This is a genomic window from Rhizobium sp. P40RR-XXII (genome assembly GCF_012641405.1).
In the GTDB taxonomy this organism is placed as follows: Bacteria; Pseudomonadota; Alphaproteobacteria; order Rhizobiales; family Rhizobiaceae; genus Rhizobium.
Genome location: NZ_JABAII010000002.1, coordinates 567612 through 593608, shown reverse-complemented (window position 1 = coordinate 593608; position 25997 = coordinate 567612). Strand labels below are relative to the sequence as shown.

23 protein-coding genes and 2 tRNA genes are annotated in these 25997 nt (G+C 59.5%); 18 read left to right on the top strand and 7 right to left on the bottom strand.

The features are described 5' to 3' along the window. Positions 1-22 precede the first annotated feature (22 nt). Both HGP16_RS06200 and HGP16_RS06195 read left to right on the top strand, forming a co-directional pair. Positions 23-97 (top strand) — tRNA-Asn (locus HGP16_RS06200). A 308-nt stretch (positions 98-405) separates the two neighbouring features. Next, positions 406-825, top strand: a complete 420-nt coding sequence (locus tag HGP16_RS06195) for a DoxX family protein (RefSeq protein WP_168839112.1) — start codon at positions 406-408, stop codon at positions 823-825. 216 nt (positions 826-1041) lie between these two features. Here the strand turns inward: HGP16_RS06195 and HGP16_RS06190 are convergent, their stop codons facing one another. From HGP16_RS06190 to HGP16_RS06180, 3 genes are all read right to left on the bottom strand, one after another. Next, positions 1042-1353, bottom strand: coding sequence for a hypothetical protein (locus HGP16_RS06190; RefSeq protein WP_168839111.1), 312 nt, complete (start codon positions 1351-1353; stop codon positions 1042-1044). A gap of 210 nt (positions 1354-1563) precedes the next feature. Beyond that, entirely contained in the window at positions 1564-2670 is a 1107-nt protein-coding gene (locus HGP16_RS06185) for a porin (protein ID WP_168839110.1), read from the bottom strand. Between the two features lie 678 nt (positions 2671-3348). Continuing rightward, on the bottom strand, positions 3349-3795 hold the full coding sequence (locus HGP16_RS06180; protein ID WP_168839109.1) for an acetyltransferase: 447 nt from the start codon (positions 3793-3795) through the stop codon (positions 3349-3351). A 163-nt stretch (positions 3796-3958) separates the two neighbouring features. Here HGP16_RS06180 and HGP16_RS06175 point away from each other — a divergent pair. Then, a tRNA-Cys gene (locus HGP16_RS06175) sits at positions 3959-4032 on the top strand. 858 nt (positions 4033-4890) lie between these two features. On the opposite strand, the gene HGP16_RS06170 is transcribed toward HGP16_RS06175, so the two are convergent. Beyond that, a complete protein-coding gene (locus HGP16_RS06170) occupies positions 4891-5316 on the bottom strand; it encodes a Rap1a/Tai family immunity protein (protein WP_168839108.1) in 426 nt (141 codons plus the stop codon). Positions 5317-5768: 452 nt separating this feature from the next. Here HGP16_RS06170 and HGP16_RS06165 point away from each other — a divergent pair, with 452 nt between their 5' ends. From HGP16_RS06165 to HGP16_RS06155, 3 genes are all read left to right on the top strand, one after another. Next, positions 5769-6437: a protein-L-isoaspartate O-methyltransferase family protein gene (locus tag HGP16_RS06165; protein ID WP_168839107.1), complete on the top strand. Its 669-nt coding sequence runs from the start codon at positions 5769-5771 to the stop codon at positions 6435-6437. A 246-nt stretch (positions 6438-6683) separates the two neighbouring features. After that, a complete protein-coding gene (locus HGP16_RS06160) occupies positions 6684-7577 on the top strand; it encodes a PopZ family protein (protein WP_168839106.1) in 894 nt (297 codons plus the stop codon). Positions 7578-7697: 120 nt separating this feature from the next. Beyond that, positions 7698-10541, top strand: a complete 2844-nt coding sequence (locus tag HGP16_RS06155; RefSeq protein ID WP_168839105.1) for a valine--tRNA ligase — start codon at positions 7698-7700, stop codon at positions 10539-10541. Between the two features lie 11 nt (positions 10542-10552). Here the strand turns inward: HGP16_RS06155 and HGP16_RS06150 are convergent, their stop codons facing one another. Beyond that, on the bottom strand, positions 10553-10744 hold the full coding sequence (locus tag HGP16_RS06150; protein WP_168839104.1) for a hypothetical protein: 192 nt from the start codon (positions 10742-10744) through the stop codon (positions 10553-10555). Positions 10745-11043: 299 nt separating this feature from the next. Between HGP16_RS06150 and HGP16_RS06145 the strand changes: the two genes are divergently transcribed. From HGP16_RS06145 to exoR, 3 genes are all read left to right on the top strand, one after another. Beyond that, positions 11044-12300: an OmpP1/FadL family transporter gene (locus HGP16_RS06145; RefSeq protein ID WP_168839103.1), complete on the top strand. Its 1257-nt coding sequence runs from the start codon at positions 11044-11046 to the stop codon at positions 12298-12300. Positions 12301-12661: 361 nt separating this feature from the next. Then, positions 12662-12991 carry a hypothetical protein gene (locus tag HGP16_RS06140; RefSeq protein WP_168839102.1) on the top strand — a complete coding sequence of 110 codons (330 nt, stop codon included), beginning with the start codon at positions 12662-12664 and terminating at the stop codon, positions 12989-12991. Then, positions 12984-13787 carry an exopolysaccharide production regulator ExoR gene (exoR, locus tag HGP16_RS06135; RefSeq protein WP_168839101.1) on the top strand — a complete coding sequence of 268 codons (804 nt, stop codon included), beginning with the start codon at positions 12984-12986 and terminating at the stop codon, positions 13785-13787. Before HGP16_RS06140 ends, exoR begins: the two co-directional genes overlap by 8 nt. A gap of 60 nt (positions 13788-13847) precedes the next feature. Here the strand turns inward: exoR and xth are convergent, their stop codons facing one another. After that, positions 13848-14639, bottom strand: coding sequence for an exodeoxyribonuclease III (gene xth / locus HGP16_RS06130; protein WP_168839100.1), 792 nt, complete (start codon positions 14637-14639; stop codon positions 13848-13850). A 127-nt stretch (positions 14640-14766) separates the two neighbouring features. Next, positions 14767-15099: an iron-sulfur cluster insertion protein ErpA gene (erpA, locus tag HGP16_RS06125; protein WP_168839099.1), complete on the bottom strand. Its 333-nt coding sequence runs from the start codon at positions 15097-15099 to the stop codon at positions 14767-14769. A 304-nt stretch (positions 15100-15403) separates the two neighbouring features. Here erpA and HGP16_RS06120 point away from each other — a divergent pair, with 304 nt between their 5' ends. The 9 genes from HGP16_RS06120 (at position 15404) to tatC (ending at position 25996) form a co-directional block, all read left to right on the top strand. Further along, positions 15404-16621 (top strand): deoxyguanosinetriphosphate triphosphohydrolase, encoded by a 1218-nt coding sequence (locus HGP16_RS06120; protein ID WP_168839098.1) that lies wholly within the window; start codon positions 15404-15406, stop codon positions 16619-16621. Between the two features lie 55 nt (positions 16622-16676). Then, positions 16677-18437, top strand: a complete 1761-nt coding sequence (argS, locus tag HGP16_RS06115) for an arginine--tRNA ligase (RefSeq protein ID WP_168839097.1) — start codon at positions 16677-16679, stop codon at positions 18435-18437. A 61-nt stretch (positions 18438-18498) separates the two neighbouring features. Then, on the top strand, positions 18499-21186 hold the full coding sequence (locus HGP16_RS06110) for an SPOR domain-containing protein (protein WP_168839096.1): 2688 nt from the start codon (positions 18499-18501) through the stop codon (positions 21184-21186). Between the two features lie 126 nt (positions 21187-21312). Further along, on the top strand, positions 21313-22326 hold the full coding sequence (nagZ, locus tag HGP16_RS06105) for a beta-N-acetylhexosaminidase (RefSeq protein ID WP_168839095.1): 1014 nt from the start codon (positions 21313-21315) through the stop codon (positions 22324-22326). Positions 22327-22341: 15 nt separating this feature from the next. After that, positions 22342-23193: a ScpA family protein gene (locus tag HGP16_RS06100; RefSeq protein ID WP_168839094.1), complete on the top strand. Its 852-nt coding sequence runs from the start codon at positions 22342-22344 to the stop codon at positions 23191-23193. Positions 23194-23230: 37 nt separating this feature from the next. After that, complete coding sequence (gene scpB, locus HGP16_RS06095; RefSeq protein ID WP_168839184.1) at positions 23231-23923, top strand: SMC-Scp complex subunit ScpB; 693 nt, start codon at positions 23231-23233, stop codon at positions 23921-23923. Positions 23924-24208: 285 nt separating this feature from the next. Continuing rightward, positions 24209-24415 carry a twin-arginine translocase TatA/TatE family subunit gene (locus HGP16_RS06090; RefSeq protein ID WP_015339687.1) on the top strand — a complete coding sequence of 69 codons (207 nt, stop codon included), beginning with the start codon at positions 24209-24211 and terminating at the stop codon, positions 24413-24415. 55 nt (positions 24416-24470) lie between these two features. After that, positions 24471-25172: a Sec-independent protein translocase protein TatB gene (tatB, locus tag HGP16_RS06085; protein ID WP_168839093.1), complete on the top strand. Its 702-nt coding sequence runs from the start codon at positions 24471-24473 to the stop codon at positions 25170-25172. Then, entirely contained in the window at positions 25169-25996 is an 828-nt protein-coding gene (gene tatC / locus HGP16_RS06080) for a twin-arginine translocase subunit TatC (protein WP_168839092.1), read from the top strand. Before tatB ends, tatC begins: the two co-directional genes overlap by 4 nt. Position 25997: the final 1 nt, after the last annotated feature.

The window sequence follows — 25997 nt, the reverse complement described above, 5'->3', positions numbered from 1 at the left end:
ACTCACACCGCGCCAAGCGCATTCCCTGGTAGCTCAGCGGTAGAGCATTCGACTGTTAATCGACAGGTCGCCGGTTCGAATCCGGCCCGGGGAGCCACTTTCTTCCACAAGTGCAAGCACTGAGATAGCGACGACAAGCTTGTCGTTGGGTGGCCGATGGCCATTGTCTCGTGTCGATAGATTTGCCCAGCCTCTAACGGACGAAGCTGTATCAGCGCAGTTTGGCAGTTTTATTGCACATGCTTCGCATTGGCGATTTCTCGATCTTCTGGCCTTCATCCATATTTCGCTGCCCGTATTTCACCGGCAAGCCATTGTTATTGTCAGTGTTTCCAAGTCGTGGCAGGATCGCGGCGCTCATCGGACCGGCATATGGGGACGGCTAGGGGATAGGGAGATCTCGACATGGTGGAGGATGCAGTCGTCGGCAAGCCGGTTACGCGCCGCATTTCATGGGCGGGATGGGTGTTAACGGTAATCGTGACTCTCGTCTTTGCAGCCGACGCCGCCGTTAACTTGTTTTCGCCTGCCACGCTCGCGGCCGAGATGACCGCAACCGGATTTTCGACCAATCAGGCTTGGGTGGTAGGGCTGATCATTCTCGTCTGCGTGGTTCTTTACGCCATTCCGCGCACGGCAATCCTTGGGGCAATCCTGATGACCGGCTTTCTTGGCGGTGCGATCTGCACGCATTTCCGCCTCGGAGAAATCGGCTCGCCACCACAACTTATCAGTTTGCTTCTCGGGGTCATGGCCTGGGGCGGACTTTACCTTCGCGACGAGCGCCTCCGACGCCTCCTGCCCATCCGTTCCGCGATTGGATGAATCGCAAGCGATCAGTCCGCCTGCTACGCGTCCCCCGCTGAGCGCGGTAGGCGGCGAAACCAGCGCAAGCTCCTTCTAAAACAGGTCGGCCGCTACCGATATCTAAGGCGCGGCCGTATTATTTTGAATGTGGTTCGAAAGGCTTTCACCTCCGCCCGTGCGGCTTGGCGCGGAAGAATCGCTCATGACGCCATAGTCGCTACCGGTGCTGGGATATCAGGGGCGAATCTCCAATATCACACCGCTATGGTGCCGACGATAATAGCGACGGTCGTCCCGCCATCTGTCATCCCAATGACGCCGCTCCCAGCGGCGCTCCCGCCAATGACGGTGATCACGATCACGGTCGCGCCAATAAGGCCTACGGTCGTAATCTGGATATCTGCGTGTTCCGCGTTCCTGCACCAGAATGACGTTCGAAGCCGTCGATGAGCCGCCAAGCGAGGCAGACGCGGCGGGCAGGGCAGCCGATAATACGGAACCCACGGCAAGCGCGGTGGTCAAGGCGATTGAAGCGAGATGTTTCAAGGCGATAACTCCTATATTCAGCCACGTCCCTTTCAGCGGTAAACGCCATCGTGGTGACAAGGTTCCTCTCTCCGGTTGATCGAGATACCTTATGACACGCGCGCTGATCGCAGGATGGTGCTGTGATTCCAGGAGTTCTCATCAAAAAAGGGGTCCGGCAGGGAAAGCCGGACCCCTTCCTTCTCTGATCGGAGGTCAAGTCAGATCAGGTTAGAAGTTGCGTTCGAAGCGAAGAATGCCGGAAACGGTGTCGTCCTTGGCATAGTCGTAGTGAACGTAGGTCACTTCCGGCTCGACCAGGAAATCCTTGACCGGGTTGAACTTCAGGTTGGTGGTGGCTTCGAAGATTTTCGAGTCGCTGTAGGCGAGCTGGACATTCCACTTCAGCTTGTCGTTGAACGGTACGCCAACGCCGCCCCAAACAGCCCAGTCACCCCAGCCGCACTTCGATGCATTGACGGTGCCGTTCGGCGCCGTGCAAGCGGAGACGTCCTGGTTGGTGCCGGCATACTTGTTGAGCTTGTCGCCGTCGGTGTTCCAGCCGCCCATCAAGAAGGCCGTGAATGCACCGAAGTCGGCATCGATACGAGCCTTGATGGCGCCTTCTTCGACGATGGAGTCGTAACCGCCGACGACCTTGAAGCCCCAGGCACCAGCCTTGTAACCGAGGCCGGCGACGACATCAGGAGCGTAGTGATTGGACTTGTCGTCCGTCCACCAGCTTGCGCCATAAGATGCGACACCGTCCGAGGCCGAGTTGCTGTCTTCGAGCGAGACCACGGCCGTGAAGCCGTTGCCGGCGTCATAGTTGTAAGTTAGCTGGTTGAGTTCGTACGGGCCGTCATAGATCACGTCGTCGTTGATGACGTCGCCGGCGTAACCGATGTAAAGGTTGTAGGCCGAGTCCTTCTTACCGACGGTGAAGCCGCCGAGGCTGATGTAGGACCACAGCAGATTGGTGGAGGTGGAGCCGCCATCATTCCAGTCCCAACGAACGATAGTTTCGGTCTTCAACGGGCCGTATTCGGTGTCGGTCGCGGTGTCGACGTTCAGCTCGGCGCGGGTGTGCCAGAGCGTGCCCTGGTGGCTGGCACGGTTATAAGCGTTGTACCACTCGCCTTCGGTACGCACCTTGCCGCCGATCTTGAGGCAGGTTTCCGTGCCCGGAATGAAGAAGTAGCCGGCACCGTAAGCGTCGCAGATGCGAACGTATTCGAGCGGCTCCGGCTCAGCGGCAACAATAGCGTCAGCCGCGTGAGCACCGGAAACTGCTGCCAGCGCAGCAGCGGAGCCGAGAAGAAGGCTCTTGATGTTCATAGTAACTCCAATCTTTCTTGATTGGGCATGAGATATCGCGCCGAAAAACGACGTGCCCAACCCATCCCGTTCATGTTCCCTATTCAGTAGGTGCGAAGTAATAAGCTTCGCGAACTATTTCCTGAACCTGCCCCGCTGATTTGGCAAGATACTAAGAGTGGCGAACTATATGTGCGCTAATCGAAAGTGAGGGTTGTTGCAAAAATGACGCAATTCGTTAATCGGGGACCAACTGCGGCCGCTTTTGATCTCGTCCGCATGGTCAGCCTCGTGAGCGTGAAAAGGGCTGGAGTTGCGTTCGGGCGAAGGAATATGCGGGCGGCAGATGCGAAGTGGAGAGGCTGCCGCCGTATGATGGTGATCATCCCGCGCGCCAACTCCGGCCGACCACTATGCCGTTCTACAAAATTGGGGCTTTGAGGCGTGATTGCCGAAATGATTCTCCAAGAAAGAAATCGGAGAAAGGGCGCTTCCTGAACAGGCTCGGCTGCGGGTGCGTCCGACGACATTACTGGGGGCGTAGTCTCGTCGGACGCGGCACTGTCCGGTTCGGGGGTGGCATCCGAACCGGTGGTACTGAGTCTAGCATCTACCGCAGGGACCTATAACCTGCCTGAATGGACTGGCGGTGAAGTTGCCTCGGGATGGGGCTTCCAGAGAGTGGCTTGGACTACCCGGCTATGCCGGTTTCTGCCACCGCATATGAAGGATCGGGTAGGGACGTCCCTGATCGTCGCGTTCCGCGCGTCCCGTTACCACAAAGCCAAGCCGTTCGTAGAAGCCCGTCGCGGCAGAGTTCTGCTCATTAACATCGACCGTGACGACATCTTTTCCCATGCGAAAGCCATCGAGAAGCAAGCGTCCCAAGCCCATGCTTCTGCTGTCGGCATGGACGAAGAGCGAATCGATGTGGTTTCCGGTCACTCCCATAAAGCCGTGCGGCAGGTCGTGATCGTCCACTGCAACCATGAATTCCGCATTCGGCAGATAATCTTTCATCACCATCCTCGCGATTGCTTCCCGGTCCGAGGCATCGAGGAAATGATGGGTGGCGTCGACGGATGTCCGCCATATCTCATAGTTGCGCGCGGTATCGTCGGGTTTGGCTGGTCGCAGCAGGAACATCTCGGAAGTCTCCCGGTCTTGTTTGAAATGCGATGGTTAAAGTCGGTTACGCGGCAAGGCGCAACTTTAGGAATCGAAGAGGACATTTTTCAAAGATTGCCTCTTGCGGTTTTCTTTGGATCATTCTAAATCCGCGCCACCACAACGCAAATTGCTTTCGGATGGCCTCGTGGCGGAGTGGTTACGCAGAGGACTGCAAATCCTTGCACCCCGGTTCGATTCCGGGCGAGGCCTCCATCCTTTCCCCCGGTATCGATAAGCCATTGAAACGGCGCGATTTTTTTGAGGATGCGGCAGTTTGTTCCCGCTTTGGCCTTTGGCCTTTGGCCTTTGGCCTCGGGCCGTACCCTTTCAACTACCTGATGCGATCCATTTGCTGATCGTTCGGCAGACATAGGTATCCAGACCGCGTTTTGGATTGCAGTGCGTTTAGCGGCGAACTGTTCCGATCATACAGACAGGACGAGCAACGTGACGCCAAGCAGCGTCAGAGCTCCGAAGATCGGCAGCAACATCTTCATCATCAGCCGAGCGAGCTTTTTGCGCTCGCACGACCTCAGCGTCGACCACCGTGACCCCGGTAATTCCATAGATATTCCCCCGCCACAGCGTCGCATTCGAAACTGAAATGACGCTTAAGCTACTGAGGAGATGGCATTGTCGCAGACCGGGCTGCGATAACCTTGGGAAGTGCGACACAGTGTTGTGGCGAATATCGTGTCCGGAAAAAGCAAAAGCGGTCCAGTCTAGGGAAAAAACTGGGCCGCCTTTTGCTGGACTAGAGGTCACTCAAATTCAGCGTCCTAATTATAAGTTTGCCTTACTAATTGTCAACAGGAATGACATGCGCCGCGGGCGCGGCGTGGGCCGAGCAAGGGCATTGTTCGACGCGCTGGCGTGCAGGGGTGGGATCGGGATAATTCCGTGCAACTGGAGCATGTCGCGCAAAAATGTTCAGCGGTTTTGCGATTGCGACGTGCAAAAAATCAAGAATTGAAAGCGCACTCGACCAGCGACATTGGTTGCCCACAGGATCGCAAAGGCTCAATTGCTTATACGGAAGTTTGAAGCCGCCGCATCGGGCATCGGGGATGCCTATTCCTCAAGGCATGGAAAGGCGAATTTGTAGGAACGTGCAATCAGCGAGCTGGCAGGCCGTTCGAGCTGCCATGAATGTTCCGCCATCCATTTGCAGGCGATCGCCGTTGCTTTTGCGTTGCTGAGATCGGGCGGCAGGCAGAAGGCGCCGACGAACTGCTGGAGATAGTGCTCGTAGCGGGACGAGTTCTTCGGCGTCTGCTTGGTAGCGCGGATCGTCAGGTTTTTCGTCCGCTGCGCTTCGTCGAGGATGCCCTGTATATAGACCGAGGCAAGCGTGCGATCTTCTTCGCACCATTCGTCGAGCTGTTTGCCGGTCACGAGATGGCCGATGATGGGCGTTGCCTCCTTCGGCGCTTCCTCGCTCAACGCGACCTGGGGTAGGAGAAGGAGAAGCGCTGCGACGGAGAGCGAAAGCCTCATTCGGAAACCTACATCATGGAAGAAAGGCTGGCAGCCAGGAAGACCACAAGTGGCAACGAGGTTGCAACGAAAAGAACGAGAGAGACAGGCATCCCAGCCACCTTCTATTCAAATTTAGTCTTAACCCGGAGGGATATTCGGGTCGGAAGGTTGATCTGTGACCACACTCGGGCGGTTCCACGTCACGAAGCGTGGTCCTGTCAAGTTAACATTTTGCTAACGGATGTTCCGATTTGAGGCGAGGGGAATTGTGCGATGCCACTGGCGAGGGGTGCGTCGAGAGGCTCGGATGTGCATTTCAGGGCGCCGATTGTTGTGCGCGGGCGACGCCTGGCCATGAATCTCCGCCCCGGTGGCCGCAATGCCTTGAAAGCGTGACGTGAGGCGATTAAGACACGCGTAACAGAAAGTAGAGCCGGCCCGTTCGGGCATGAAGGGCGCAAGAGGATAAGATGGATTTCGAAGCAGCGCGCGTGAAGATGGTCGAGAACCAGATCCGGACGACGGACGTCACTTCCCATTCCGTGTTGAATGCCTTTTTGACGGTACCGCGCGAAAATTTCGTGCCGGAGAAGTCGAAGGTCCTGGCATATATCGACAACGACATCGAAATCGCCGCCGCTGCTGCCGGCAAGCCGGCCCGCTTCCTTATGGAGGCATCGCCGCTGGCGAAGCTTCTGCAGCTTGGCGTCATCACCAAAGAGGGCAAGGCTCTCGATGTCGGTTGCGGCACCGGATATGTATCCGCCATCCTGTCGCTTCTTGCCGAGAAGGTCATAGCCCTCGAAAGCGACGAGGAACTTGCCGCCCAGGCCCAGGCCAATATCGCCGCGCTTGGCTATGATAATGTCACGGTCGTCACCGGCGATCTCGAAAAGGGCCATGCCGGCAACGCTCCCTACGACGTCATTTTCATCGATGGCTCGATCGAGCAACTGCCGCAGGGACTGCTCGATCAGCTCGGTGAAGACGGCCGCCTGATCACGGTCATCGGCTATGGCCACGCCGCCCGCGCAACCGTTTTCATGCGCGAACGCGGCGTCTTCTCGGAAAACGTTTTTTTCAACGCATCGATCAAGCCGCTGCCGGGCTTCGCCAAGGCCAGGGAATTCGTATTCTGATTTTCCGAACGGCCTGATGATCCAGCTTGCGACAGGCGTCTTCGGGCGCCTGTTTTTTATTGCCGGCGCCTGTGGCAGAATCGCAGGCAGCAGAGCGATTCGTTGTGATCGTAACAAAACTGTGCATCACCGGGTTTAGTGCTTTGACGGTGATTTTTTTCCCGAGGGCAGTCATCTAGGGTGACCCTGATTCGGGTGCCGAGTTGGCGAGTTTCCGGTCGTTGAATATGGAAAACGGGGATGAATATGGCTCAGCCAAATGTAGTGCGTGAACCGTCCATGGAAGAGATTCTGGCATCGATCCGCAGGATCATCGAAAGCAACGAACCCGTGGGCGCCAAGCCGATTTCTTCCCCTCATCTCGCTGCTTCCAACATGCGCGACGACGATATTCCGTTGACGGTAGACGAAGAGTTCGCTGCCGCGGATCGCGCCCGCGCGGAGCAGGACCCGCGTTTCGTCGCCGCAAACTCGCAGATGCCCGTTGCCGAACCGGAGGGTGCCGGTCGCGGCTTGTCGCTGGCGGATGTCGCAGCGCGCGTCCGCGCCGCTTCCGAGCGCAACGCCGCCGCATTGCTGAACGCCGGGCGCGAGCCGCCGCAGCCGCGTGAACTGCCGCCGGCCATGGCCGCGCGTCTTGCCGAAGTCCATGTCGAGCCGGTCGCCGATGCGCCGCTGCGGCATGCCATTACCGATATGGTGGCGCCGGTCGCTCCGATGGCCGTGCAGGCTCCGGCGGAAGTCGGGGGCGAACCCGAAATGGAAGAATTGCCGGCGACGGTCTCCACTCGTACGTTCCAAATGGCTGCGCCTCGGGCAGCCGCACCGGTCGAGGCCCCGGTTTCCCCGGCACCTGAACCGATCGTAGCCGCTGCGGCGGAATTGGAAACGTCCTTGCCGACGGCCCAGGTCGTGGCTACGTCGCCATTGATGTCCGAAGCGGCCGGCGCGCAGGTTGCCCGCTCGTTTGAAGAACTTGCCGCCATCGTCGATGGAGGCCCGCGCCGTTCTCTCGATGAGCTGGCTCAGGAAATGCTGCGGCCCATGCTGCAGGAATGGCTCGACGACAATCTGCCGACCCTTGTCGAGCGTCTCGTGCGCGAGGAAATCGAACGAGTGGCCCGCGGCCCGCGCCGCTGACAGCCTGAGCTTCGGGTGACCGATCCGCCGCTCCGGCTCCGGGGCGGCTTTTTTATTGACTTGCCCACAGCCATCCTATTTACAACCCGCATCACCCAATCCTCAAGATCCGGTCATAAAATGCTCGACAAAACATATGATTCCGCCGCAGTCGAACCGAAGATCGCCCAAAAATGGGATGAGGCCGACGCCTTTCGCGCCGGTGCGAATGCCAAGCCGGGCGCGGAAACCTTCACCATCGTCATACCGCCGCCGAACGTGACCGGTTCGCTGCACATGGGGCATGCGCTGAACAACACGCTGCAGGATATCATGGTGCGGTTCGAACGCATGCGCGGCAAGGACGTTCTCTGGCAGCCCGGCATGGACCATGCCGGCATCGCCACGCAGATGGTCGTCGAGCGTCGTCTCGCCGAGCGCCAGCAGCCGGATCGTCACAAGATGGGCCGTGAGGCTTTCATCGAGAAGGTCTGGGAATGGAAGGCGGAATCGGGCGGCTTGATCTTCAATCAGCTCAAGCGCCTTGGTGCCTCCTGCGACTGGTCGCGCGAACGCTTCACCATGGACGAGGGCCTGTCCAAGGCCGTTCTCGAAGTCTTCGTCACGCTCTACAAGGAGGGCCTGATCTATCGCGACAAGCGGCTGGTCAACTGGGATCCGAAAATGCTGACCGCGATTTCGGATATCGAGGTCGAGCAGCACGAGGTCAACGGCAATCTCTGGTACCTGCGTTACCCGCTGGAGCCAGGCGTCACCTATCAGCATCCGGTTGCCTTCGATGACGAGGGCAAGCCGACGGAATGGGAAACGCGAGACTATCTGGTCGTCGCCACCACCCGTCCCGAGACCATGCTTGGCGATACCGGCGTCGCGGTCAATCCGACCGACGAACGCTACAAGTCGATCATCGGCAAGCATGTCATCCTGCCGATCGTCGGCCGCCGCATCCCGATCGTCGCCGACGAATATCCGGATCCGACGGCCGGAACGGGCGCGGTCAAGATGACGCCGGCGCATGATTTCAATGACTTCGACGTCGGCAAGCGCCGCGGTCTGCGCGTCGTCAACATTCTGACCCCGGAAGCCACCATCACCATCAAGGACAACGAGGACTTCCTCGAAGGTCTCGATCATCCGGCCGCTCTGCACGGCGCTTGGGATGAGCTGGAAGGCAAGGACCGCTTCGAGGCGCGCAAGATCATTGTTCGCATTTTCGAAGAATCCGAATTGCTGGATAGGGTCGAGCCGCACAAGCACATGGTTCCGCATGGCGACCGCGGCGGCGTGCCGATCGAGCCGCGCCTGACCGAGCAGTGGTATGTTGACGCCAAGACGCTCGCCGAACCGGCGATTGCCTCCGTCCGTGACGGCCGCACCAAGCTCGTCCCGAAGAGCTGGGACAAGACCTATTACGACTGGATGGAAAACATTCAGCCGTGGTGCGTTTCCCGTCAGCTCTGGTGGGGTCACCAGATTCCCGCCTGGTATGGACCGGATGGCCAGGTCTTCGTCGAAAAGACCGAAGAAGAAGCGCTGCAGGCGGCGATCCAGCATTATCTTTCGCATGAGGGGCCGATGAAGGCCTATGTCGAGGACCTGCTGGAGAACTTCAAGCCGGGCGAAATCCTGACGCGCGACGAAGACGTGCTCGATACCTGGTTTTCCTCCGCGCTCTGGCCGTTCTCGACGCTCGGGTGGCCGGATGAGACGCCGGAACTGGCGCGCTACTATCCGACGAACGTGCTCGTCACCGGCTTCGATATCATCTTCTTCTGGGTTGCCCGCATGATGATGATGGGTCTCCATTTCATGGAGGATGAGAACGGCGAACCTGTCGAGCCGTTCAGCACGGTCTATGTCCACGCCCTGGTGCGCGACAAGAACGGGCAGAAGATGTCAAAGTCCAAGGGCAACGTCATCGATCCGCTCGAACTGATCGACCAGTACGGCGCCGATTCGCTGCGTTTCACGCTCGCGATCATGGCGGCGCAGGGTCGCGACGTGAAGCTCGATCCGGCCCGTATCACCGGCTACCGAAACTTCGGCACCAAGCTCTGGAACGCGACGCGCTTTGCCGAGATGAATGGAGCCAAGAGCGACCCGCATTTCGTGCCGGAAGCCGCCGAGCTCACCGTCAATCGCTGGATTCTGACGGAGCTGGCGCGCGCGGAGCGCGACGTCACCGAAGCGCTGGAAAGCTTCCGCTTCAACGATGCGGCAAGTGCGCTCTATCGCTTCATCTGGAACCAGTTCTGCGACTGGTATCTTGAGCTGCTGAAGCCGATCTTCAATGGTGACGACGAGAACGCCAAGGCGGAGGCGCAGTCCTGCGCTGCCTATGTTCTCGAAGAGACCTATAAGCTGCTGCATCCGTTCATGCCCTTCATGACCGAAGAGCTTTGGGCGCATACGGCGGGCGAGGGCAATGAGCGCGAGGGCCTGATCTGCCATGCCGATTGGCCGGCGCCATCCTATGCGGACGATATTGCCGCCGATGAAATCAACTGGCTGATCGACCTCGTTTCCGGCATTCGTTCGGTGCGCTCGGAAATGAACGTGCCGCCGGCAGCGACCGCCCCGCTGGTGGTCGTCGACGCGAATAGCCTGACGCGGGAGCGCCTGTTCCGCCACGACGCCGCCATCAAGCGGCTGGCGCGCGTCGAAACCGTCTCGCTAGCCGATACCGCGCCGAAGGGCGCCGCACAGATCGTTGTCGGCGAGGCGACCGTCTGCCTGCCGCTCGGCAACCTCATCGACCTCTCGGCCGAAAAGGCACGTCTGGAAAAGGCGATCGCCAAGAACGACCAGGAGATCGCGCGCATCAACGGCAAGCTTTCGAACGAGAAGTTCGTCGCGAACGCGAATCCGGACGTGGTCGCCGCCGAGCGCGAACGCCTCGGTGAGCTCGAAGGGCAGCAGGTGAGCCTCAAGGTAGCACTGGCCCGGGTCAGCGAAGCGAGCTGAGAAAGAGGGAACTAAAGCGCATCGCAATCTTTCAGGTGCGCTCTAAGTTCCTGATCCTGCACATGTCCTGATCGCAAAACCGCAACTTGTTTTTGCGCGACCTGCTTTTGAGAATGGTGAAAGGCACGCGGCGTTAGCCGCGTGCCTTTCTTGCTTTCTTCTTCGATTCGATATCGATCAACGGGCTTTACACCCTGATTCATCGTCAGTTTCGCACAGGCGAAACATATTACACCTAAATCTGCTAGGCACTCGCGAAAAGCAGAACTGTTGTCATATTGTAACGGAATTGTTGCAAAGAAGAATAAAAATCTAACCGGGGAAGAAAATGACATTAAAAAGAAAAAATTTACCTAATCGCACGGTTTTTGCGCGGCGTAGTTCGTTTTCTTACGTAAATCAATCACTCTTTTACTGGGTTTCAGCCCTTGTAGGCCGCATTGCCAATTCAAGTGATCGTCGCAACAATCGAAAAAGCGAATGCACACGTGGGGGAGTTACAATGGCATTTTCTATTGCGTTGAGGAGCGCAGTTTCATTCATCATCGGTACGTCTTTTGCGAGTGCGGCCTTTGCGGGCGGTCTCGACCGTTCCGGTTATGACATCGACTTGCTCTTCGACAAGGGTCGTTATGTCTTCGAGTCCGGCGTTACCTATGTCATGCCCGACCGCAAGTTGAAGAACGCGAAAGACACCGATCCGAGCGACGGCAATCTCAATAACCGAAGCCACTCGACCGATGCCTCGGAAAATTATGCAATGCCTTATGCCGCCTTCAAGATCGGCATCACCGACAACATCGACTGCATGGCCGATTATTCCCAGCCATTCGGCGGGCATCTCAACGAAGGCCAGAACTGGGCCGGTGCCAACAACGAAATCGAGGTCAAGGTCCGCACGAACAATTATGGGGCGACCTGCTCCTACAAATTCGATGCAGGCCCGGGCGAATTTCGCGTTATCGGTGGCGGCTTCTATCAGGAAGTCAGTGGTTTCAAGTCACGCCTTGTCTCGGCCATCCCGGCTCCGCTTTCCTCCGTCTACGATGGCGTCGGCTCGCTTGATGTCGATGGTCACGGCTGGGGCTGGCGCGCCGGTCTGGCCTATGAAATCCCGGAATATGCCTTCCGCACGAGCCTCGTCTACAACAGCCGGGTCAAATACGACAATCTCAAGGGCAGTGTCGATCTGACCGAGCTGCCGCCGATTCGGCCGTTCTTCGGCGCGGCTACCTCGGTCTTCGGCTCGGCCGACGCTCCGGACTCGCTGGAATGGAAGGTGCAGAGCGGCATCGCGCCGGACTGGCTGGCATTCGGTTCGGTCAAATGGACGAATTGGAGCCTCTTGCAAAGCATCGCCCTTTGCCCGACCTCGACCCGTGGCGTCGCCTCCTGCCGGACCGGCGGGCCGACGCAGCTGACGTCGCTTGACTTGCTGTATCGCGACGGCTGGACCATCACGGGCGGTGTCGGACACAAGTTCAATGACAAGTGGAGCGGCGCCATCAGCCTGAGCTGGGATCGTGGTACGAGCGATGGCTATGGCATGAACTCGGATACGTGGACGCTCGGTGCAGGTGTTGCCTACAAGGCGACGGAGCACGTTCAGTTCAACTTCGGCGGCGCGCTTGGTCTGATGACATCAGGCAAATCCGGACCGGTCACTCGCGGCGGCATCGTCTACGGCGATGACGCGAGCTACAGCTTCGGCAATGACTTGGTCGCCGCTCTTCAGACGTCGGTAAAAGTCAGCTTCTGACAATAAGTCATTGGATTGACGAACTTATCATCTATCACTTCATCTCATTGAGAGCGTCGCGGACTTGTACAAGTCCCGCGGCGTTTTTTTGCCGCGCGCGGACGGATCGGAGCGCCAAACCGGCCTCCTTGCCGGATTTATGGTTAAGGAAGTTACAAGATCGGTAAAATCTTTGTGACGAATTAGCAACACTCTATTTCAAGACATTGCAGCCACGTGATCAGATTACAATTTGTCCATTTCCCGCCACAAATGGGGAGCAGCGATTACGTGGGCACAGGGGTTAGCCTTGTAGAAAGTGCGTAAACGATCGATGGGTGAGCTTCCACTTTGGCATAAGCAACGATCCGGGATCGGAGCCATGACGCTTCCGATGCAGGGGAAAAGTCTTTGCCCACCAAGGGAAGGCGTCAGCCTGACGACGTTCGATGTCACTCCTCGGCAAGCGAACGGGAGCGCGGGTTCTGTGATGGGATACGATAACGGCCGCACAAATGCTGGTTTGGACATAATTGCAAGCTATGCTCGCAATTGTGGCAAACAGCCTCGGTTGAATGCCATGGGAACCGTCTTTGCAAAGGATGATTCAGTCTCATGCGCCATCAGGGAAAACATTCGCGAATCTGACGGCGTTCATGCAAGCGCCGTCATAGGCCCGAATGGAGCGAAAGAAATCGACTGTTATGTTTAAGTCCGAGTTCATATCAGCGAGAGTCATGATGCTCAGCCTGTCCCTTGCCACGGCAGTGGCGCTGGCGGGTCAAGCCAAGGCATTCGATATCACTGCCGGTGTCACCAAGGAATCGGGTCCGTTCGATCTCTTCAAGTTCGGCTTCAAGGCCTACAAGAACGGGCAGAAGGAAGAAGCGGTCGAAGCCTATCGCTATGCCGCCGAAAAGGGCCATACCGGGTCGCGCTGGGCTCTCGCCAACATGTATGCCGACGGCGACGGTGTGACGCAGAACGATTTCGAAGCTTTCAAGATTTATAGCGAGATCGCCCAGCAGGGCGTGGAGCCCGGCTCTGAAGACACCGGCTTCTTTATCAACGCGCTGCTCGCTCTCGCCAGCTACTACAAGACCGGCATTACCAACAGCCCGGTCAAGATCGATCTCAACCAGGCTCGCCAGCTTTATTTCCAGGTTGCATCCACCTTCGGCGTTCCCGAGGCGCAGTTCCAGCTCGCGCAGATGATGCTGACGGGCGAGGGCGGCGCCACCAATGTGCAGCAGGCCAAGAAGTGGCTGAACCAGGCACGCAAGAGCGGCCATCCGGGCGCCATGGCGGTCTTCGGCAATATCCTGTTCCAGGAAGGTCAATCCGTCCGAGGTCTCGCCTTCATGACCGCGGCATTGGACAAGTGCAAGCCGAAGGACTGCAGCTGGATGGAAGATCTGCAGGAGCAGGCATTCTCTGTTGCCAATGAGAACGACCGTCGCGTGGCGGTCTCCATGGCTCATCAGCTTGACGTCGCCGGCTCCGATTGATTGCCGCCTTAACTGCCCGTTGCCGGGCAGTTGCCGAACTGCCTTGTTTCGGGCTGACGTTTAATTGCCGAAATCGAGGTGCGCGATGACCGGGACATGGTCGGAAGGCTTTTCCCAGGCGCGCACATGCTTTTCGATTGCCGTCGCGGTAAGGCGATCGGCCGCCTCCGGCGAGAGCATCAGGTGATCGATCCGGATGCCGTTGTTCTTCGGCCAGGCGCCGGCCTGGTAATCCCAGAATGAGTAAAGCTTCACGGCATCCGTCGTCGCCCGCACCGCATCCGTAAAGCCGAGATGTTCGAGCTGGCGGAAGGATTGACGCGTTTGCGGCAGGAACAGCGCATCGCTCTCCCAAACCTTCGGATCGAAGCAATCATGCGGCTCCGGAATGACATTGTAGTCACCGGCAAGCACGAGAGGCTCCTCGAGCGCGAGGCGATCCGCCGCAAATTTGCGCAGGCGTTCCATCCAGGCGAGCTTGTAGGGATATTTCTCGGTATCGACCGGATTGCCGTTCGGCAGATAGAGGCAGCAGACGCGCAGAGCGCCATGCCCTTGCACGGAAAACACTGCTTCCATAAAGCGGGACTGTTCGTCGCCGTCGCCGCCGGGTAGACCCCGCGTCACTTCATCCGGCTTGATCTTGGAGAGAATGGCGACACCATTGAAGCCTTTCTGCCCGTGGGTCTCAACATGATAGCCGAGCGCCTCCACCTCCAGCCGCGGAAAACCTTCGTCGACCGTCTTGATCTCCTGCAGGCAGACGATGTCCGGGCTCGAATCCTTCAGCCACTGGCAGAGGTTCTCGATACGCGCTTTGACACCGTTGATGTTCCAGGTGGCGATTTTCATGGGTAGCTCGTTCCTTTGCTTCGCCTCGTTGTATCCGCAGCTGACCGGCTTGACTACAGCCCATATGAAAGCCGGCCCGAAGCGATGGCTCCGGACCGGCGATCAAACTGTGGAAAAAGAGGAAGCCTCAGATCGAGAAACTCGTGCCGCAGCCGCAGCTTGCAACCGCATTCGGATTCTTGATCTGGAAGGATTGGCCGAGCAGGTTGTCGACGAAATCGATCTCGGAACCGGCCATATAGACCAGCGACATCTGGTCGATCAGTACGGTGGCGTTGTCCTTTTCGACAACGATATCATCGTCTTCCGGGCCTTCGACGAGATCGAATTTATAGGAAAAGCCGGAACAGCCGCCGCCTTCGACGGCAACGCGAAGTGCGTGCTTGCCCGTCTCCGCGCCGACGATCGCGGCGATTCGCTTCGCCGCGGCATCCGATAGGGTAACGTTAGTCTCAGTCATGCTTTCCTCCTGCCGGGGTCAAGATCCGGAGAGAACCAAATAGGCCGTCGCACTTTCAAACGGCTGATATCCATAGCCTTTATCATGAAAGTCAGGCCGGTGACAGCTCTGGTTTCGTGGTTGAGCCACACGCCATTTTGCTGTTTTCTTGTCTATAGGTATGAAGGCCGCAATGCGGCGTCAATGGGTCACGCTTGGCGACGGGATCGTATATTCCGATCTGCAGGCAACGCCTTCGTCGGTTATGATGAAACGACCTTCGCATCTGTAATGGTGCGGGGGCCAAATGCCGGAATGGATTGATATGACGATCGATACGCATGCACTGGGTTTTGGATATGGTGAGAAGGCGGTCTATGCGACGGACCCCTGGGCATCGCGCGGAAGGCTCTACGACGAGGGATCGAGCCCGACGCGCTCCGAATTCCAGCGCGATCGCGACCGTATCGTCCACGCGACCGCTTTCCGGCGCTTGAAGCACAAGACGCAGGTCTTCATCGCCCAGGACGGCGACCATTACCGCACCCGGCTGACGCATACGATCGAGGTGGCGCAGATCGCGCGCGCCTTAGCGCGTGCCTTGAAGCTGGATGAAGACCTGGCGGAAGGCGTGGCGCTGGTTCACGATTTCGGCCACACGCCTTTCGGTCATACCGGCGAGGATGCGCTGCACGAGATGCTGCTGCCCTATGGCGGCTTCGATCACAACGCGCAGTCGCTACGCATCGTGACGAAACTCGAGCGCCGCTATGCCGATTTCGACGGGCTCAATCTCACCTGGGAAACGCTCGAAGGGCTGGTCAAACACAACGGCCCGCTGATGACAACAGACGGCAAGGGCATTAGCGGGCCGGTGCCGCAGCCGATCCTCGACTATTGCGAGATCCATGATCTCCAAATTGCGTCCTTTGCCAGCCTGGAGGCGCAGGTCGCCGCGATTGCGGACGATATTGCCTATAACACCCATGACATCGACGACGGGCTGCGCTCGGGCTATCTGACTTTCGACATGCTGGAGGAGGTGCCGTTTCTCGCGGGGCTGATGGCCGAGGTGAGGGCGCGCTATCCGCATCTGGAGCCGAGCCGTTTCACGCACGAGATCATGCGCCGGCAGATCACCCGCATGGTCGAGGATGTCATTGCGGTCTCCCAGCGGGCGCTTGCCGAAATCAAGCCGGGCAACGTCGCCGATATCCGTGCCGCTGGACGCATCGTCGCGACCTTCTCGGCGGAGATGGCGGAAACCGACAAGCTGATCAAGCAGATGCTGTTCAAGCGCATCTATCGTCACCCCGATATCATGCGCATCCGGGCCGGCGCGGCGCAGATCGTAACGGACCTCTTCCACGCCTATATGGAAAATCCCAAGGAGATGCAGAGCCATTACTGGGTGGATCATATCGCCGGACTTGCGATTGCTCCCAAGGCAAGGCATGTCGGCGATTATCTGGCCGGCATGACGGACACATACGCCATCAGCGCCCACAAGCGTCTGTTTGACCAGACTCCCGATTTGCGGTAGGCAGCGGCGGCGTCGGGCCGATAGCGGCCTGATCAAGCTATGCGTGGGCGATATCATGAACCTTTTCACCGACTTCGAAGTAAGAATTAAGAACGCTCTCGAGCAAATTGATATTGTGAGGGAAAAGCGATCGGAACTTGACTTCGGACGTATCGGCGTGGAGCCGCCGCGAGACGCCAGCCATGGCGATGTCGCCACCAATGCGGCCATGGTGCTGTCCAAGCCGCTGGGCACGAATCCGCGTGCGCTCGCCGAGATTATCGTCTCCAAGCTGAAGGAAGACGCCGATGTCGCCGAAGTCTCGGTTGCTGGTCCGGGCTTCATCAATATCCGCCTTTCGGTCGGCTATTGGCAGCGGCTGCTGGCGACGATGATCTCCGAGGGCGAGAAATTCGGCCGCTCGAATCTCGGCGGGGGGCAGAAGGTCAATGTCGAATATGTTTCGGCTAACCCGACCGGGCCGATGCATGTCGGTCATTGCCGCGGCGCCGTCGTCGGTGATGCGCTGGCAAACCTGCTGGCCTTCTCCGGCTATGAGGTTACCAAGGAATATTACGTCAACGATGCCGGTTCGCAGATCGACGTGCTGGCGCGCTCCGTCTTCATTCGGTATCGCGAAGCGCTTGGCGAACAGGTGGGCGAGATCCCGGCCGGTCTCTATCCCGGCGATTACCTGGTTCCCGTCGGCGAGGCGCTCGCCAAGGAATTCGGTACCAAGCTGCGTGGCATGCCTGAGGACCAATGGCTTCCCATTATCAAGGATCGCGCCATCGACGCGATGATGGCGATGATCAAGGAAGACCTGGAGGCGCTGAACGTCAAACACAGCGTATTCTTTTCCGAACGCACACTGCATGCCAATGGCGCTGCACTGATCCGCACCGCGATCAACGACCTGACCTTCAAGGGCTATGTCTACAAGGGCGCGCTGCCGCCGCCGAAGGGACAGCTACCGGAGGATTGGGAGGATCGCGAGCAGACGCTCTTCCGTTCGACGGAGGTGGGCGACGATATCGACCGCCCGCTGATCAAGTCGGACGGCTCCTATACGTATTTTGCCGCCGATGTCGCCTATTTCAAGAACAAGTTCGACCGCGGCTTCAACGAGATGATCTATATTCTCGGCGCCGACCATGGCGGCTACGTCAAACGCCTGGAAGCGGTCGCGCGCGGCGTTTCCGATGGCGCGGCGAAGCTGACCGTGCTCTTGTGCCAGCTGGTCAAGCTGTATCGCGACGGCGAGCCGGTGAAGATGTCGAAGCGCTCGGGCGATTTCGTCACGCTGCGCGAGGTCGTCGATGAAGTGGGCCGCGATTCGGTGCGCTTCATGATGCTCTACCGGAAGAATTCCGAACCACTGGACTTCGATTTTGCCAAGGTCACCGAGCAGTCCAAGGACAATCCGGTCTTCTACGTGCAATATGCGCATGCCCGCTGCATGTCGGTCTTCCGTCAGGCCAAGGAGGCCTTCCCGGATCTCGATATCGCCTCGCTCGATCTGTCAAAGGCTGTTGCCGGCGCCATCTCCGATCCGGCCGAACTGCAGCTTGTCGCCAAGATTGCGGAGTTCCCGCGAATCATCGAAGCTGCAGCGCAGTCGCAAGAGCCGCATCGCATCGCATTTTACCTTTACGATCTAGCAAGTTCCTTCCATGGACACTGGAATAAAGGTAAAGATTTACCTGAATTACGTTTTGTTAACGATAAGAACCGAGAATTGAGCATTGCCAGACTTGGGCTGGTGTACGCTGTCGCGTCGGTTTTGAAGTCGGGTCTTGGTATAACCGGGACCGCAGCACCGGACGAAATGCGATAAACGTCACCATTTACCCACATTGCGCTGGCATTAACTGTAGTGTTTGCGAGTGGAACGGGTGATGGCAGAAAAACAGTTGGCGTATCGCGCAAGCGGAAACGACGAGTTCTTTGCGGATGATGATCCGCTCGCAGAACTCGCGCGTATCGTAGGTTTTGAGCCGCGCCCCGCTGCTCAGGCAACTCCTGCGGCTCAACGGCAGGAGCCTGCCTTCAATCTCGAAGACGAGCTTCTTCGCGAATTCGAGCGGTACGATACGCCGCGAATGAGTCCGGCAAATGACATTTCCGTTCCGACGGAGCCGGTATCTCCCCCGATCCAGGCTGAGGCGCCGGTGCCCGTCGAGCCGGTGCGGGTCGAGCCGAAATTTGAAGAGCCTGCTCAGCAGGTCGCCGCTCCCGTCAAGCCGACGATCGGCGCTCGTGACCTGATCGACGAGCTGGAGATGTCGATTGCGCCTGCTCTGCAGCCGGCGCCGAAAGCCGCGCCCGTCGAACCGCCGGCGGCAGCTCCGGTCGCCAAGACACCGCAATCCGCTGCTGCCACGATGCGGCTGCCGATAGCCAATTTCACGCTCGCAACCCCGGTTGCGCCGCGCGAGCAGCCGGCGCCGGCCGCATTGCCTTCCGTTGCGCCGCCCGTCGAGGCAATGTTCGACGAGGTGCCGGATTTTGAGCAGCTTGGCCCTGTCGAACCTTTCAAGGTCCAGGAACCGGCTTCGCAGCCCGTAGCGTCTCAGCCGGCTCCGGCCGTCTTCAGGGCGCCCGAGCCGCCAAAGATCGCCAAGGCCGATCCCGCCGCGCTTGCAGCGGAGATCGATGCCCTGCTGGCCGATGTAAATCGATACCCGGTCCCTTCCAGGACCGCGACGCCAGCAGAACCGGCCTTTGACGATTTCAGCGTTTCGTTTGACGAACATTCGATAGCATCGGCTGCTTCTGCGGCCGCACCGTCGCGTGAAGAGCCGAAGCCGATCGCCTTTGATGCGGAAGATCCGTTTGCCGGTCAGGAATTCGAATTCGATCTTGCCGATATCGAAATGGAACTTGCCGGTCTCGATTTCGCCGAAGCCGACAAATCCTCCAGCGCCCAACCGGCCCCGGCTGTGGAGCCGATCATCTCCCGCGCAACGCCGGTTATGCCGGCGCCGGTCGCTCCTGTGGCTGCCGTTGTAGCGCCGCAGCCGGTACAGGCCACGGCGTCGGTTACACCTGCCGCGCACAAGCCAGCCCCGGTGTTCGAGGCAGAACAGGCATTGCCTTTCGATCCGACTGAGATCGCCGAGACAGAGGATCGTGTCGAGACCTTCGAAGGCTCGCACGTTCCGCACCTACCGCCGATCGAGCCCGAAGAGCCGGTCGCCGTTGCGCCGGAATATGATTTCGATCTCGATTCCGAGATGGCGAGTCTTCTCGGTGCTCCGGCCAAGGAGGCGGCACCCGAGCCGACCAAGTCGGCTGCCACTGCCTTTGGCGGTGCCGCCGTTGCGGCTTCCTGGTCGAAGAACGCAGCCGCCCAGCCTGCCGCTGCCGTCGCCAAGCAGCCGATCGAGGAATTCGACGAGTTCGAGCGCGCGTTGGAGGAAGACTTCCGCCGCAGCTACCGCGAAGCGTCCAGCCCCGTCGAGAACGTCGCCAGAATGACACTGAACCCGGCCGCGGGTGGGCGCCGCCCTGTGCGCTCGGTGCGCGGCATGGCGACCGCCGCTGCCATTATCGCGGTTCTCGGTGTTGGTGCCTATGGCGCCTATAGCTGGGTACGCCACGGTGCGCCGATCTCCAGCCTCTCCGGCGAGCCGCGCGTGATCACCGCCGACAGCGACCCGGTAAAGGTCGCTCCGGAAAATCCGGGCGGCACCGTGGTCCCGAATCAGGACAAGGCCGTGTACGACCGCGTCGCGGGCGACAGCACCGCTGCGCCGAAGCAGAAGGCGCTCGTCTCTTCGAACGAGCAGCCTGTCGATGTCGTGCAGAAGACCCTGATCCCGGAAGCGGTTTCTCCGGATGACGGCAGCGCCGAGCAGGTCACCTCGACGCCGGTCGGCGAAACCGAAGATCCGCGCCTGTTGCCCGACCAGAACGGCGGAAACACCAATGTCGCCGCCAATGGCGACGATCAGGTCCCGGCCGTCTCGCCGCGCAAGGTCCGTACGATGATCGTCAAGCCGGATGGCTCGCTGGTTCCGCGTGACGAGCCGGCCGTCGATACGACGACGACCGCTGTCGCCAAGCCGGCGAACAATCAGGTCGCAGCGGCCAATCCGCGCCCGTCTCAGGCAAATACCCCGACGGCAGCCCAGCCCGATAGCAGCGATACTGCCAGCGCCGAAAGCACGCCGATCCGCGTCGTCAAGACGAACCCGGTTCCGACGGCGCGTCCCGAGCCGGCCGCCAAGGCCAATACAGCCGCTCCGGCCCCGGAAGCTCAGCCCAAGGCGCAGCCGAAGCAGGTCGCATCGGCAAGCCCGGCGGCGGCAGCTCCGGCTGCGACATCGGCGGCGAGCGGCGGCGCATATGGCGTTCAGATCGCATCCCTGCCGACGGAAGCCGACGCGCAGAAGTCGCAGGCGAACCTCAAGGTCAAGTTCGCCAGCGTCATCGGCAATCATCCGCTTGAGATCCGCAAGGCCGACATCGCCGGCAAGGGCACTTACTATCGCGTCCGCGTCGTCGCCGGCTCGAAGGACGAGGCCGCGGCCATCTGCACGCGCTATCGCGCCGCTGGTGGTACCTGCCTGATCTCGAAGTAAGGATCTGATACGAAACTTCTGAAAACGGCGGGCCTCGGCTCGCCGTTTTCGTTTGAAATGTGCTGTTCTTGTGTATCTCCGCTTGACGTCACTCGCATTTCCCGGCGCAAGCCTTATGATTCGGACATGACCGAATCGAAATCCATGATCCTTGGCTGTAGCGGCCACTCCATCACGCCCGAAGAGCGTTCCTTCTATCAGGGGGAGCAGCCATGGGGTTTTATCCTATTCGGACGCAATATTTCCGAGCCGGCGCAGATCACCGATCTCGTTGCGTCCCTGCGTGACAGCGTCGGGCGCGATGCTCCGGTTTTTATCGATCAGGAGGGGGGCAGGGTGCAGCGCATCCGCCCGCCGATCCTGCCGCATTACCCCTCGGGGCAGGCGCTCGGTGATATCTACCGTCAGGATCGCGAGCGTGGCCTGCGTGCCGCCTGGCTGATGTCGAGGCTGCATGCCTTCGATTTGCTGAAGTTCGGGATCAATGTCGATTGCCTGCCGGTGCTGGACGTGCCTGTGGAGGGATCGAGCAATGTCATCGGCAATCGCGCTTATGGCGGCGATCCGGTGACGGTGACCGAGATGGGGCGTGCGGCGGCGGAAGGTCTGAAAGCGGGTGGTGTGCTGCCCGTCATGAAGCACATGCCCGGTCATGGGCGCGGCTTTGCGGATTCGCATCACGAACTGCCCGTCGTCTCGGTACCGCGCGCCGAGCTCGAGGCGCATGACTTCGCGCCCTTCGTAGCGCTCAAGGACGAGCTGATGGCGATGACATGCCATGTCGTCTTCACCGATATCGATCCGGAGAACCCCGCCACGACATCGCGCAAGGTGATCGAGGAGATCATCCGCGGTCATATCGGCTTCCAGGGGCTGCTCCTGTCGGACGATACCTCGATGAACGCCCTCAAGGGTACGATCGGCGAGCGTGCGGCAAATATTATTGCGGGCGGATGCGATATCGTGCTGCATTGCAATGGCGTCATGGACGAGATGCGGCAGGTCGTGCGCAATGTTCCCGCGCCGGCGGGCGCATCGCTGGCAAGGGTCAAGGCGGTCGAAGCGGCATTCGGAAAAAGCGACGGTGCCGACGAAGCTGCGGTCCGCGCAGAATTCGACGCGATGTTCGCGGTGGCGTAAACCGGGCTTCGAGGAATGGACGGTGACAAGGTGAGCGGCACGGAAAAGCTTCAGCAGGCGGCAACGCCGATGGACAAGCTCTGGCAGGAGGGCGAGGCGCAGCGCGGCTTGCATGAGCCGGCTCTGGTCGTCGACCTTGCAGGTTTCGAAGGGCCGCTTGATCTCCTGCTGCACCTGGCGCGCACCCAGAAGGTCGATCTGTCCCGCATTTCCGTTCTGGCGCTTGCCGAGCAATATCTCCAGTTCATCGAACGTGCCCGGCGCATTCGCATCGAACTCGCGGCCGATTACCTCGTCATGGCCGCATGGCTCGCCTATCTGAAATCCAAGCTGCTGATCCCGCAGCAAATCAAGGAAGACGGCCCGACGGGCGAGGAGATGGCGGCGACGCTCGCCTTCCGCCTGAAGCGCCTGGAGGCCATGCGCGACGCGGCAACCGACCTCGTCAATCGCAATCGTCTCGGCCGGGATTTCTTCGCGCGCGGCGCACCGGAACATATTCCCGATCGGCGCCAATCCGCCTTCGATGCCAGCCTCTATGATCTTCTGACGGCCTATGCCGGCCTGCGCCAGCGTCAGGCTGTGACCCAGGTGACGATCGAGAAGCGCAGCGTCTGGTCGCTCGCCGATGCCCGCGTCATTCTCGACCGCATGATTGGTGAGATCACCGATTGGACGGCATTGGAACATTACCTGCTGAGCTATATGACGACGGCCAGCGAGCGCGTAACGGCCATCGCCAGCGCGTTTGCGGCTTCGCTCGAACTGGTGCGCGAGGGTCAGCTGGAAATTCGCCAGGAAGGCGCGTTTCAGCCGCTCTATATGCGGCGCGGGCCGAAGCATTCGTCGCTGGAAGCAGCGGAATAGGACAGGGACGAGCGTGAACGAGCCGGACGACGAGCACATGGAACCCGAGGCGGAAACGCTTGAGATCGACGAGCGCCGGTTGAGCGAGGCAGAGCGGATCGCTGAAGCGCTGGTTTTCGCCTCGGCACAGCCGGTCTCGGAGGCCTTCATCGCCGAGCGCGTGGCGCGCGGCGTCGATATCCCCGCCGTCATGCGGAAGCTCAAGGCCGATTACGCCATGCGTGGCGTCAATCTTGTTCAGGTGGATGGAGCCTGGGCCTTCCGTACGGCTGCGGATCTTTCCTTCGTGATCCGGCGCGACGAGAGCGAGGTGCGCAAGCTGTCGCGCGCCGCGCTGGAGGTGCTGGCCATCATCGCCTATCACCAGCCGGTGACGCGCGCCGAAATCGAAGATATCAGGGGCGTGCAGACATCCAGGGGCACGCTCGACGTGCTGATGGAGGCCGGCTGGGTTCGCTTTCGTGGCCGCCGCCGGACGCCGGGGCGGCCGGTCACGCTCGGCACGACGCGCGATTTCCTCGACCATTTCGGCCTGGAGGAGCTGCGCGATCTGCCCGGTCTCGAAGAGTTGAAGGGGGCAGGGCTGCTGTCAGGTCGGATTCCGGCCAATTTCAACATCCCGTCGCCCTTGATGAACGACGAGCTGACCGAGGACGAGGATCCGATTACCCAGATGGATCTAGAAGAGCTAGGGATCCTGCCGCCCAGCGGCGCAAGCTCCGGCGACTGACTCCATCGGTTGCCTGCCACGGTCTCACCGGGAATGGCCCTCCAGGAACGACCTGTGAAATGGGGTCGTAATTCTATCGGCGGATTTTCGCTAAACTGCCGGCCAAGTCTCGCTTTTGCCATCAGCGGATGCGAATATGAAAATCATCCTCTCGATTTGGAGACGTTTGGTCGCCTGCATGGACGTTCATCATCCTGATATGCGTGGATGCACTGCATTTTGTTGTTTGAAAAACATCCGCAAACGTCTTACATCGGGAAGACACTGTAATTGGGAGTTAAAGCAATGGGTTCTCTAAGCATATGGCACTGGCTCATCGTCCTGGCCATCGCGCTTTTGTTGTTCGGCCGTGGAAAGATCCCGGAGCTGATGGGTGATGTCGCCAAGGGCATCAAGAGCTTCAAGAAGGGCATGAACGACGACGAGGATACGTCGACATCCGCGACGACGACGTCCCGTACGGTCGAGCACAAGGCTGACGAAACGAAGTAATCATGTCGGGCAGGCCGCAAGCTGAAAGGCTTGCCGTTAGCCCAGGAGCCTTTGCATGTTCGATATAGGCTGGTCCGAGCTTGTGGTTATTGGCGTCGTGGCCTTGGTGGTGATTGGCCCCAAGGAGTTGCCGTCGACATTGCGGACCATCGGCAAGATGACGGCTCGCGCGAGGAAAGTCGCTGGCGAATTTCGCGCTCAGTTCGATGAGGCCATGCGCGAGGCGGAGCTGGGCGATGTGCGCCAGACGATTGCCGATGCCCAGAAGCTCAATCCGGTCAACGCGCTGCGGGAGGCGATGAACCCGCTGCGCGAGATGGGCAATGAGATAAAGGCCGATCTGCAGCGCGCGGCAACGCCGGATCAGGCCGCCGCAACCTCGACTCCTTTGCCAGCCGAACCGGTGCCCGGCGTTTCGGCTGGTTTGCCGGAAGCGCTTGCGGCTACGGCCACGCCGAGCAATTCGCCGCTGGTGACCGCTCCCGCTCCGCAGCCATCCGCCGTTGCCAGTGAGGTCGCCGCAGGCAAAGCCGTCGAAAAGCCGAAGGCCGTGCGCAAGCCGCGTGCGAAGACGGTTGCCAAGGTTGACGATGTCGCGGCCGCCGTTGTCCAGACGCCCGTCGTTACGGAAAAACCGAAGCGTGCCCCGCGCAAGGTTGCGACCGCCGCTGTAGCAAAGACGCCTCCCGCTCCCAGGGCGCGTGCTGTAGCCAGCAAGGCGACGCCTAAAACGCCCAAGAAGAAGGACCAGGCATGACGGGTGATATCGATGATAAGCCGCAGCCGCTTATCGAACACCTTATGGAATTGCGAACGCGGCTGATCTGGTCGATCGTGGCCTTCTTCATTGCCTTCATCGGATGCTTTGCAGTGGCAAAGCATCTCTTCAACTATCTGGTCTATCCCTATAAATGGGCGGTCGAATGGGCTCATCTCGATCTCTCCAAGGCCGAGCTGATCTATACGGCCCCGCAGGAATTCTTCTTCACCCAGGTGAAAGTCGCGATGTTCGGCGCCCTGGTGATTTCATTCCCGATCATCGCCGCGCAGATTTATAAGTTCGTGGCGCCGGGTCTCTACAAGAACGAGCGTTCCGCCTTTCTGCCGTTCCTCATCGCATCTCCGATCCTGTTCCTGATGGGCGCGGCGCTCGTCTACTTTTTCTTCACGCCGATGGTGATGTGGTTCTTCCTGAAGATGCAGCAGGCGCCGGCCGATGGTCAGGTGGGCATCGCGCTGCTGCCGAAGGTCTCGGAATATCTGAGCCTCATCATGACGCTGGTCTTTTCCTTCGGCCTCGTCTTCCAGCTGCCCGTCATCACCACGCTGCTGGCGCGCGTCGGCTTGCTGACCTCCTCCTGGCTGGCCGAGAAGCGCAAGTTCGCGATCGTTTTCGCTTTTATCGTCGCTGCAGTGCTGACGCCGCCGGATCCGATGTCCCAGATCGGCCTTGCACTGCCCACGATCCTTCTCTACGAGATTTCCATCTACGCGGCGCGACTCGTGGAACGCCAGCGTAACCGGCAAGCGCTTGACGAGACTGGCGGGACTTCCGAGATCACCAAGACGGATAACGTCTAGG

Excerpts from the sequence above, each read along its gene's own strand:
- HGP16_RS06100 (WP_168839094.1), top strand. The coding sequence starts at position 22,342 with ATGGACGGTGACAAGGTGAGCGGCACGGAAAAGCTTCAGCAGGCGGCA.
- HGP16_RS06165 (WP_168839107.1), top strand. The coding sequence starts at position 5,769 with ATGGATTTCGAAGCAGCGCGCGTGAAGATGGTCGAGAACCAGATCCGG.
- HGP16_RS06145 (WP_168839103.1), top strand. The coding sequence starts at position 11,044 with ATGGCATTTTCTATTGCGTTGAGGAGCGCAGTTTCATTCATCATCGGT.
- HGP16_RS06160 (WP_168839106.1), top strand. The coding sequence starts at position 6,684 with ATGGCTCAGCCAAATGTAGTGCGTGAACCGTCCATGGAAGAGATTCTG.
- nagZ (WP_168839095.1), top strand. The coding sequence starts at position 21,313 with ATGACCGAATCGAAATCCATGATCCTTGGCTGTAGCGGCCACTCCATC.
- HGP16_RS06140 (WP_168839102.1), top strand. The coding sequence starts at position 12,662 with ATGACGCTTCCGATGCAGGGGAAAAGTCTTTGCCCACCAAGGGAAGGC.
- HGP16_RS06180 (WP_168839109.1), bottom strand. The coding sequence starts at position 3,795 with ATGTTCCTGCTGCGACCAGCCAAACCCGACGATACCGCGCGCAACTAT.
- exoR (WP_168839101.1), top strand. The coding sequence starts at position 12,984 with ATGTTTAAGTCCGAGTTCATATCAGCGAGAGTCATGATGCTCAGCCTG.
- tatB (WP_168839093.1), top strand. The coding sequence starts at position 24,471 with ATGTTCGATATAGGCTGGTCCGAGCTTGTGGTTATTGGCGTCGTGGCC.
- HGP16_RS06185 (WP_168839110.1), bottom strand. The coding sequence starts at position 2,670 with ATGAACATCAAGAGCCTTCTTCTCGGCTCCGCTGCTGCGCTGGCAGCA.
- HGP16_RS06155 (WP_168839105.1), top strand. The coding sequence starts at position 7,698 with ATGCTCGACAAAACATATGATTCCGCCGCAGTCGAACCGAAGATCGCC.
- argS (WP_168839097.1), top strand. The coding sequence starts at position 16,677 with ATGAACCTTTTCACCGACTTCGAAGTAAGAATTAAGAACGCTCTCGAG.
- HGP16_RS06120 (WP_168839098.1), top strand. The coding sequence starts at position 15,404 with ATGACGATCGATACGCATGCACTGGGTTTTGGATATGGTGAGAAGGCG.
- HGP16_RS06195 (WP_168839112.1), top strand. The coding sequence starts at position 406 with ATGGTGGAGGATGCAGTCGTCGGCAAGCCGGTTACGCGCCGCATTTCA.
- HGP16_RS06090 (WP_015339687.1), top strand. The coding sequence starts at position 24,209 with ATGGGTTCTCTAAGCATATGGCACTGGCTCATCGTCCTGGCCATCGCG.
- HGP16_RS06110 (WP_168839096.1), top strand. The coding sequence starts at position 18,499 with ATGGCAGAAAAACAGTTGGCGTATCGCGCAAGCGGAAACGACGAGTTC.
- erpA (WP_168839099.1), bottom strand. The coding sequence starts at position 15,099 with ATGACTGAGACTAACGTTACCCTATCGGATGCCGCGGCGAAGCGAATC.
- scpB (WP_168839184.1), top strand. The coding sequence starts at position 23,231 with ATGGAACCCGAGGCGGAAACGCTTGAGATCGACGAGCGCCGGTTGAGC.
- HGP16_RS06150 (WP_168839104.1), bottom strand. The coding sequence starts at position 10,744 with ATGAATCAGGGTGTAAAGCCCGTTGATCGATATCGAATCGAAGAAGAA.
- tatC (WP_168839092.1), top strand. The coding sequence starts at position 25,169 with ATGACGGGTGATATCGATGATAAGCCGCAGCCGCTTATCGAACACCTT.
- xth (WP_168839100.1), bottom strand. The coding sequence starts at position 14,639 with ATGAAAATCGCCACCTGGAACATCAACGGTGTCAAAGCGCGTATCGAG.
- HGP16_RS06170 (WP_168839108.1), bottom strand. The coding sequence starts at position 5,316 with ATGAGGCTTTCGCTCTCCGTCGCAGCGCTTCTCCTTCTCCTACCCCAG.